The sequence below is a fragment of the Microcoleus sp. Pol12B4 genome (assembly GCF_036701385.1).
GTDB lineage: Bacteria > Cyanobacteriota > Cyanobacteriia > Cyanobacteriales > Microcoleaceae > Microcoleus.
In genome coordinates, this window is the sequence record NZ_JAUBQR010000411.1 from 1 (window position 1) to 2,080 (window position 2,080).

Consider the following 2,080-nt stretch of genomic DNA (forward strand, 5'->3'; position numbering starts at 1 on the left):
CCCACATTCCGCAGATATTTAAGCAGAGAGAAAGGAAGATAGATTCGGCAACACAAAACCCCCAAACGATTGCTGTGCAATCGTTTGGGGGTTTTTAGTGTATAATAGATTTCTGCCGTAAAGCAACTCTAAAAATCATGAACCAACCATTATCAGGGATAAATATCGTAAATTTAGACCACTTGGGAATAGTAGCAGGGATAATAGATGAGATGGAATTGGTAGAAGAAGTTAACAGAAAAGTGGGAATAAGCAACAAAGAAACCCTCAGCCCAGGACAAGTAATGAAAGCGATGATTTTGAACGGATTAGGGTTTTTGAGCGCCCCAATCTACCTATTCGACACATTTTTTGTCGGGAAAGCAACAGAACATCTAATCGGAGAAGGAGTGACCCCCGAACAATTAAATGACGATCGAATAGGCAGAGCATTAGACAAATACCATCAAGCTGGAACGACACAATTATTTACAGCGATCGCCCTTTTAGCAGCCAAGAAATTTCAAGTATCAATGAACAGCGTTCATCTAGACAGCAGTTCAATATCAGTAGAAGGAGCATACAAAACTTCTCAGGAAAAGAGTCAAGACCTTGAAACAGACTCATCAGAAATGACCGATGAAATGAAAGCCATAAAAATCGTTCACGGATATTCAAGAGACAAAAGACCCGACCTCAAACAATTTATCATTGACACCATAGTCAGCGGTGATGGAGACGTACCATTGTATCTCAAAATAGATGACGGAAACGCCGATGACAAAAGCGTGTTTGTCGCCCGACTCAAAGAATTTAAAAACCAATGGACTTTCGACGGAATCTGTGTAGCAGACAGTGCCTTATACACAGCAGAGAACTTATCAGCAATGACAGGAATGAAATGGATAACCCGAGTACCATTAAGTATCAAAGAGGCCCGAGAGAAAATCTCAGCTATCTCAGATAAAGACTGGGAGTCAGCCCCAATAAAAGGCTACAAAATAGCAGCCACAACCAGCGAGTATGCCAACATCAAGCAAAGATGGATAGTAGTAGAAAGCGACATCAGGAAACAAGCAGCCATCAAAAAAATAGACCGGGAAGTAGAAAAACAATTAGAATCAGCTTCTTTCTCACTGCGCAAGCTATTCAAACAAGAGTTTGCGTGTATTGCTGACGCAGAAATCGCGATAAAAAGATTATCAGACCCCTGGAAGTATCACCAAATCGCAGAAATTGAATGCAGAGAAAAACCCGCCAAAAAACCGACAAGCAAGCAGAAACTAGAGAACCAAATAAAAACAACAGTTTATCAAGTTACGGGTCAAATAGAAACCCGATTATCAGTAATAGAAGCCGAAAAGATCGCAGCCGGGAGATTTATATTAGCCACCAACATCTTAGACACTCAAGAGGTGAGCGACGAACAGATACTATCAGAGTACAAAGCACAGCAAAGCAACGAGAGAGGATTTAGATTTATCAAAGATCCCTTATTTTTTACCTCAAGCGTGTTTGTGAAGAATCCCGAGCGAGTCGAAGCAATAGGAATGATAATGGGACTGTGCTTGTTAGTTTATACCCTCGCACAAAGGAAATTGAGACAACAATTATCAGCTACCAATGAGGAAGTGAGAAATCAGGTGAAGAAACTCACCAATAAACCGACAATGCGTTGGATATTTCAAATGTTTCAGGCGGTACATTTAGTGACGGTCAACGGAGAAAAGCAAGTCAGTAATTTAACCCAAGACCGTCAGGATGTATTAAAGCATTTAGGACAGTATTGCAGTCGGTACTATTTAATGTTTGCAGGTGGATGACGCTCATTATTAAGCTGTAGATATTGGTGAATAATCCACATTTATTAGTCAAGAGAATTAGCTATTGGCAGGTTTTGTCTTGACTAAAAAGCTGAGTAATTTCGAGAAACAGCGCGCTCAAGCTATTTAAAAAAAATCAATGATTTCACTTTATTTGATTTTAGGAGATTTGACCGGCTTCCGTGACGTTAAAACCGTATAAGTTAAACGGAAAAACTTTGGGGTTCCAACTTTTCACAACTGATAAAAAAATTCCACCCACATCTGCGGAATGTGGG

At 40.1% G+C, this 2,080-nt stretch carries 1 protein-coding gene; it reads left to right on the forward strand.

All coding sequences use genetic code 11. The features are described from left to right. Nucleotides 1-137 precede the first annotated feature (137 nt). Nucleotides 138-1,802: an IS1634 family transposase gene (locus QUA38_RS28625; RefSeq protein WP_333101296.1), complete on the forward strand. Its 1,665-nt coding sequence runs from the start codon at nucleotides 138-140 to the stop codon at nucleotides 1,800-1,802. Nucleotides 1,803-2,080 lie beyond the last annotated feature (278 nt).

What these genes read in the sequence shown, in the direction of transcription:
- QUA38_RS28625 (WP_333101296.1), top strand. Translation starts at nt 138, where the DNA reads ATGAACCAACCATTATCAGGGATAAATATCGTAAATTTAGACCACTTG.